This window comes from Pseudorhizobium endolithicum, from assembly GCF_902153245.2.
Lineage (GTDB): Bacteria > Pseudomonadota > Alphaproteobacteria > Rhizobiales > Rhizobiaceae > Neorhizobium > Neorhizobium endolithicum.
Genome location: NZ_CABFWF030000010.1, coordinates 72,317 through 78,549 on the forward strand (window position 1 = coordinate 72,317; position 6,233 = coordinate 78,549).

Sequence of the window (6,233 nt, forward strand, 5' to 3'; positions counted from 1 at the left end):
CGGCTTCCCGTCAGGGAACCGGCAAAGGCAGTGACGGCTACTTGGTGACGTCCTTCAGGTGCAGCAGGAAGGATGGCTGGAGCTTGAAGCCTTGCACGGCTGCGGTCGTCACCGCGTTCTGAACCCAGTTCGCCACGAAGAGCCACGGCGCATCCTCATGAACGATCTCCTGCACTTTCGCATAAAGCTTGGCACGCTCAGCCTGGTCGGTGGAGGTCCGGGCCTTGGCAAGCAACTCATCGACCTCCGGGTTGGAATAATAGCCCGAATTAAAGCCACCATTTTCTGGCGAGGCGTCCGTGCGAAGGGTGAGGTAGGGCACCGTGTCCGGATCATTGGTCATCCAGGCCATCTCGGCCATGTCGGCCTTGCCTTCCAGCCCTTCATTCACCCGCCCAAGAAACGTATTCCATTCGTAGGTCTCGATGGCGACATCAAATCCTACCGCCTGCAGGTCCGCTTGTATGGCGGCGCCCATGGTGACGGGATTGAGCATCCCTGAACCGCCCTCGGTCACGTAGAAGGTGATCTTCGGATTTTCCACGCCTGCTTCGGCGAGCAGTTGCTTCGCTCGCTCCGGGTCGTGTGGGTAAGGCTCCACCGAGCTTTCGACCCAATTGAAGGCGGGCGGGATCGGTCCCGCAGCAACTGTCGCTGTACCCTGGAGTACATCGTTGACGAGGGTCTCCTTGTTGACGGCGAAGTTTGCGGCCTGTCGGACGAGCTTGTCCGCGAACGGACCCTCCTTGGTGTTGAGGATGGCGAACCAGACATGCGGTCCGGCCTGCTCCACGACATTCAGGTTGGCGTCGGAGCGGAATGACGCCAGGTTGTCCGGGGGCACTTCCACCATGATATCGATGCCGCCTGCCATCATTTCCGCGATGCGCGTGTTTGCATCGGTGATCGGTCTAAAGACAACCGCCTCCAGCGCCGGCGCGCCATCCCAGTATGCGTCGTTTCGCTCTGCCGCCACGAGTTGATTGGACTTCCACTCGGCAAACCTGAAAGGCCCGGTTCCCGACGGGTGCCGCCCAAAATCCTTGCCATGCTGCTCAACCGCCGCCGGCGAGACAATGAGGCCGGTCGGATAGGCGAGGTTCGACAGGAAGGGCGCGAATGGCTCGTTCAGCTTGAACTCGACCGTGCTGTCGTCGATCACATTGACGGCCTCAACAGCCGAGAAATTGAACGACAGCGGAAAAGGTCCGGTATCATGGAAGGGATGATCCTCCTTCAGCATCCGGTCGAAGTTGAACTTCACCGCCTCGGCGTTGAACTCCGAGCCGTCGTGGAAGGTGACGCCTTGACGAAGCTTGAACGTGTAAGTTTTCCCGTCGTCGGAAATCGTCCAATTCTCGGCCAGCGCCGGCTCGACCTCCAGTGTCCCATCCTTGTAGCGAACGAGCCCGTCGTAGAGATTGACCAGGATGCGGAAATCATTCGTCGCCGTAACCGCATGGGGATCGAGGGACTTCGGCTCGGCAATCTGCCCGACGACCAAGACATTCGGGGGTGTCTGCGCGGTCGCCGGTGAGAAACCAACCAGCGCAAGCAGGGCGGCAAAGGCCGCCCGATGAAACAGCCTCTTCATGGGGAAGATCCTTTCGATTTGGCACGTTTCGAGGGTTAGTTAGCCCTGTCATTCATGATGACAAGGCTGGAACACACGCCCGGCGTCAGACCCCGTAGCTCGGGCCGCGGCCTCTGCCGCTCAACAACCAGCCGACGCTGACCTGCAACATGCCGGCAAGCATACCCAATCGGTTGGCGCGCGGGGCCGCACGATCACTCTCCCAGTGCGCCCAGGTCTCCCGCTCTACCCCAAGTAACGCGGCTGCTTCGTCGACGGAGAACGTAGCTGCATCGCGGGCCAGCGAGATCCGTCCACCGAGCGTGTCGTCTTCACCGGCTCCAGTTTCATTGGAGAAATCAGACATCAAAGCCTACTTTCTGAATAAAAGGCCGCCCGGCATACCGGACGGCCCATGTCGATCAGTTCTGGCCGAGCCAGGTGTTCACCTGGTCTGGGTGGTCTTTGATGTATTTCGCGACGGCCTCATCGTATGAGGTCTCCTGCGCATTGAACATGCCAGCCTGCAGATCGTCGATTGGCAGCTTCATCCTGGAGAGGAACTCGGCAACCTCCGGATTGTCTTCCTTGAACCCCTTGCGGGCGAGAACATCCACATGTTCGGCCTCGCCCAGGGCACCCTTCGGATCTTCGATGTAACGAATGTCATACTTGCCGAACATCCAGTGCGGGCTCCAGGACGTCGCCACGAACCAGTTCTCGGAGCGAACGGCGCGGTCGACGGTCGTCAACATGCCCGCCTCGCTGGAGATCTGCAGCTTGTAGTCGTCCAGGCCGTAATCCTTCAGCGCCTGCTCCGACAGACGTGTCAGACCGGCACCGGGGTCAATGCCCTGGACGGTGTTGCCAAGCTTCTCCTTGACCTCGTCCTTGGCGAGGTCTTCGATCGAGTTGATGGCGTCTTCGGGGATGTAGTTCGGTACGACCCAGCCAAGCTTGGCACCATCGTAGACGGTTCCGAGTGTTTCCACATCGTCCTTGATCTTGGCGTAATAGTCAGCATGCGTCTGCGGAAGCCACGCCATCATCATTGCGTCGAGATCGCCGCGGCTGACGCCCTGGTAAAGCGGTGCTACGTCCGTCTGGACCAGTTCAACTTCCTGGCCAAGTTCGTCCTTGATCAACTTGGCGGCAAGCTTGGTGACAAATTCTGCGTCGGACCATGCGGCCCAACCGATCTTCACCGGCTTGGCGTCCTGAGCCAGGGCAGTCGTGGCAACGCCACCAGCCAGAACGGCGGCGATGCTCAGCGAGACGAGTTTCTTGATCATGGTTGCTCCTTTTTTGAAGGTTCGCAGAGGGCAGAATGCCCAACCTGCTTGCGCGCGACGGTCAGGCGGATGCCTGCTCGGATTTTTGTCGCGCCATGGCAGGGAAGAGGCTGCGCCAGAAGACCGGCCGCTCCTTCCCAAAGCTCTGCGTGATGCGGTCGAGCACCACTGCGAGGATGACGACGGCGAGACCGCCCTCGAAGCCCGTGCCGACATCCAGACGCTGGATACCCGTCAGCACGGTATTGCCAATGCCACCGGCACCAATCATCGACGCAATCACCACCATCGACAGCGACAGCATGATGGTCTGGTTGATACCGGCCATGATCGAGGGCAGCGCGTTCGGCAGTTGCACCTTGAACAGGAGTTGCGCGGCGGTGCAGCCAAAGGCTTGGCCCGCCTCGACGAACTCCACGTCCACCTGTCGGATGCCTAGATTGGTAAGGCGCACGACTGGCGGCATCGAGAAGATCACCGTCGCAATGGTTCCCGGAACGGCACCGAGGCCGAAGAACATTGCAGCGGGAATGAGGTAGACGAATGCCGGCATCGTCTGCATCAGGTCCAGTATTGGCCGGACGATCGAGGCGACGGAATCCTTGGCCGCCATGGCGATGCCGAGCGGCAGGCCAAAGAGCATCGCGATGATGGTCGAGGCGATCACCAGCGAGAGCGTTTCCATCATTGCCTGCCACAGCCCCATATAGTCGACCAGCCAGAGAGCGACGGCGGTGAAGACGGCAAAGCCCAGTCCGACGCGCCAAAGCGAGAGAAGAACGAAGATCGCCAGCCCCACCACCATGGGAAGTGCAAGCAGCGTGTCCTGGATACCTCCAGTGACGTAGCCAATGGCCGCGGCGATCGCATCGAGCGTGGAAGAGAAATTGTCGAGAATGTAATTGACGGCAGTGTCGACGCCGTCACCAATGTCGAAGTTCATGATTGCATCCGATCTCTGATGTGGTCAGTGGGCGCGATCAAGCGTCTCGAGAAGCACCGATTTGCTGATGGATCCGACGTAGCGCCCCCGCTCGTCGACGACCGGCAGTGGCCAGGGACTTTCCGCCACCCTTCCAAGCACGCTCGACAGTGGCTCTCCCGCCGATACCGGCTGGATCTCCGTCAGGAAGGCATTGCGGTAAGGGTCTGCGGCCTTCGATTTCACCTTTTCGACAAGAGAGGTCTGGCTGACGATGCCTTGATAGGTTCTGTCGCGCCCCACGATGATGGCGTATTCGCGATCGACGCTCTGCATCCGCTCCAGCGCCGCTGCGGCCGAAACGCCTTGGCGATCGATGATCGTCACCTGCGTCTTCCGAGCAATATCACCGGCCTTCAAGACCTGCGTGAGGTCAACATTGCGGAAGAAGGAGCGGACATAGTCATTGGCCGGCTGCGTCACGATCTCGTCCGGAGTCCCCACCTGGATCACGCTGCCGTTCTGCATGATGCAGATCCGGTCGCCGATCCGCATAGCCTCGTCGAGATCGTGACTGACGAAGACAATGGTCCGGCTGTGCTCCGACTGAAGACGGACCAGTTCGTCCTGCATCTCGGTACGGATCAACGGGTCGAGTGCGGAGAATGCCTCGTCCATCAAGAGGATCGTCGGTTCACTGGCAAGCGCCCGGGCAAGCCCGACGCGCTGCTTCATCCCCCCGGAAAGCTGGTTCGGCCGGCTGTCTGCATAGCCGTCCAGGCCGACCGCCGCCAAGGCGGCCATGGCTTTCTCCTTCCGTTCCTGCTCACCGATACCGGCAACCTCCAGCCCGAAGGCCGCATTGTTCAGTACGGTTCGGTTGGGCAAGAGGGCGAAAGACTGGAACACCATGCTGATATCGCGCCGGCGTATCTCTATGAGTTCTTTTCGTGACATCGTGGTGATGTCGCGGCCATCGATCTCGATCGACCCGTCCGTCGGCTCGATCAGACGGTTGAGGAGACGCAGCAGCGTTGATTTTCCGGACCCCGACAGGCCCATGATGACGAAAATCTCACCGTCGCGTATATCAAAACTGGCGTCATTGACGCCGATGGCGCAACCTGTGGAGGCGTGAATTTCAGTTTTACTCTTCCCCGCCTTCACCATTTCAAGCGCCCGGTCCGGTCGCTCACCAAAAACCTTGAAGACGTTCCTCAAGGAGACCTTACTTGTGGAGCCAACTGCGGACGCCAAAGAAGAAGACGAAGAATTGGTCATACAACGTTAAACCTCGTTCGACGACGAGGCACACCCCCTGCAAAAATGACAACAATAACCGGCACGGAATCACGAACCAAGATCCATATGCTGAGCATATCCGGCAGCGAATGAAGCAACATCGCTGAGTTTTTCTGCCTCATTCGAGCGGCAGAAAGCATGATACTTTCCTTAGGTCGGCATCGACATGCTCTGCCTGAACCCCCGCCGCGACATCCTTCTAGGGCACGAAAACTATCATGTCCATGAAAAAAACGTCTAAGAAATTGGCTGGTCGTGGCAGCGAAGCCTTATCTCCTCGCTGCTGCGCCGGATAACGGCGGAAAATTCTTCTTCCGAGGGGGGCGGCAGCAACGTAACGGCCGGTCTTAGGCCACGGATGACGATCGCTTTCGAGGAAACCCAATCGCCAGTCCGAACGACTTAATTGCGGGCGCACAGCGGTTCGCGACGGAGGCACGGCCCCGCTTGGCGCGAGGCCGCACATTTCAGATCGCTCCGCCAATTCCGGTGCATCTATGTCGACTCCGAGGTACTAGACCGTGTTCTCTATCTTAGTGTGTCCGAGCAAGATCTGAATTGCACGAAGATTGCCCGTCGCCTTGTAGATCATCCCAGCCTCCGTGCGTCGAAGTGAGTGTGTCGCGTAGTCCTCACGCCGTAAGCGATGGCCGTCACCCACTCGTCAACCAGTCGAGCATCTTGGCGAGTGCTGAGATGATTCGAGTGGCCGGCCCGACTAGGAAAGGCATCGTCACCGGCGAAAGCCGGCGGCCTGGCTCTGGGTGGTAAGTACTTCCTATGAACTCGCGGAGCGGGTAACCGCAACCTCATTGGATCCAGCGGCGCATTACCTGTGGTTTGTTTACTACGGGCTCAGGCAACGCCGAAAAAAGCGCACGATGTTCGCGGCCGCGATGGCCCCATCTGCGACTCCAGCACGATCGACGTCGAGCTAGTCCTTGCTTGGCAGGATACTGCTCAGTACCTGACGCGCCGTTCCCTTTACCACACTGCCCGCATGTGGATCACCTGCCCACAGGGCCTGGGTCATCGACTTCATCTGCTTGAAGTCAATGTGGGGTGGCAACGGAGGAACCTCCGGATCCGTCTTCACTTCCAGCACCACAGGATGACCAGCCGAAATGGCAGCTTGCCAGGCTTC

The 6,233-nt window shown here is 59.3% G+C and carries 5 protein-coding genes and 2 pseudogenes; all 7 read right to left on the bottom strand.

Annotation, left to right across the window (positions count from 1 at the left end):
* Window positions 1–37: 37 nt before the first annotated feature.
* Window positions 38–1,594 (bottom strand): ABC transporter substrate-binding protein, encoded by a 1,557-nt coding sequence (locus tag RTCK_RS06245; protein ID WP_142592171.1) that lies wholly within the window; start codon window positions 1,592–1,594, stop codon window positions 38–40.
* Between the two features lie 85 nt (window positions 1,595–1,679).
* Window positions 1,680–1,940, bottom strand: a complete 261-nt coding sequence (locus RTCK_RS06250) for a helix-turn-helix domain-containing protein (protein WP_142592172.1) — start codon at window positions 1,938–1,940, stop codon at window positions 1,680–1,682.
* A gap of 55 nt (window positions 1,941–1,995) precedes the next feature.
* A complete protein-coding gene (locus tag RTCK_RS06255; RefSeq protein WP_142592173.1) occupies window positions 1,996–2,865 on the bottom strand; it encodes a glycine betaine ABC transporter substrate-binding protein in 870 nt (289 codons plus the stop codon).
* Window positions 2,866–2,926: 61 nt separating this feature from the next.
* A complete protein-coding gene (locus RTCK_RS06260; RefSeq protein ID WP_142592174.1) occupies window positions 2,927–3,808 on the bottom strand; it encodes an ABC transporter permease in 882 nt (293 codons plus the stop codon).
* Between the two features lie 24 nt (window positions 3,809–3,832).
* The gene (gene proV / locus RTCK_RS06265) at window positions 3,833–5,068 is read right to left on the bottom strand and encodes a glycine betaine/L-proline ABC transporter ATP-binding protein ProV (RefSeq protein WP_142592175.1); all 1,236 of its coding nucleotides are present in this window, start codon (window positions 5,066–5,068) and stop codon (window positions 3,833–3,835) included.
* Between the two features lie 535 nt (window positions 5,069–5,603).
* Window positions 5,604–5,824, bottom strand: a pseudogene (locus RTCK_RS20785) (tyrosine-type recombinase/integrase); the annotation flags it as partial.
* Window positions 5,825–6,023: 199 nt separating this feature from the next.
* A pseudogene (locus RTCK_RS06270) lies at window positions 6,024–6,233 on the bottom strand (thiamine pyrophosphate-requiring protein); the annotation flags it as partial.

What these genes read in the sequence shown, in the direction of transcription:
- RTCK_RS06245 (WP_142592171.1), bottom strand. Translation starts at nt 1,594, where the DNA reads ATGAAGAGGCTGTTTCATCGGGCGGCCTTTGCCGCCCTGCTTGCGCTG.
- RTCK_RS06250 (WP_142592172.1), bottom strand. Translation starts at nt 1,940, where the DNA reads ATGTCTGATTTCTCCAATGAAACTGGAGCCGGTGAAGACGACACGCTC.
- RTCK_RS06255 (WP_142592173.1), bottom strand. Translation starts at nt 2,865, where the DNA reads ATGATCAAGAAACTCGTCTCGCTGAGCATCGCCGCCGTTCTGGCTGGT.
- RTCK_RS06260 (WP_142592174.1), bottom strand. Translation starts at nt 3,808, where the DNA reads ATGAACTTCGACATTGGTGACGGCGTCGACACTGCCGTCAATTACATT.
- proV (WP_142592175.1), bottom strand. Translation starts at nt 5,068, where the DNA reads ATGACCAATTCTTCGTCTTCTTCTTTGGCGTCCGCAGTTGGCTCCACA.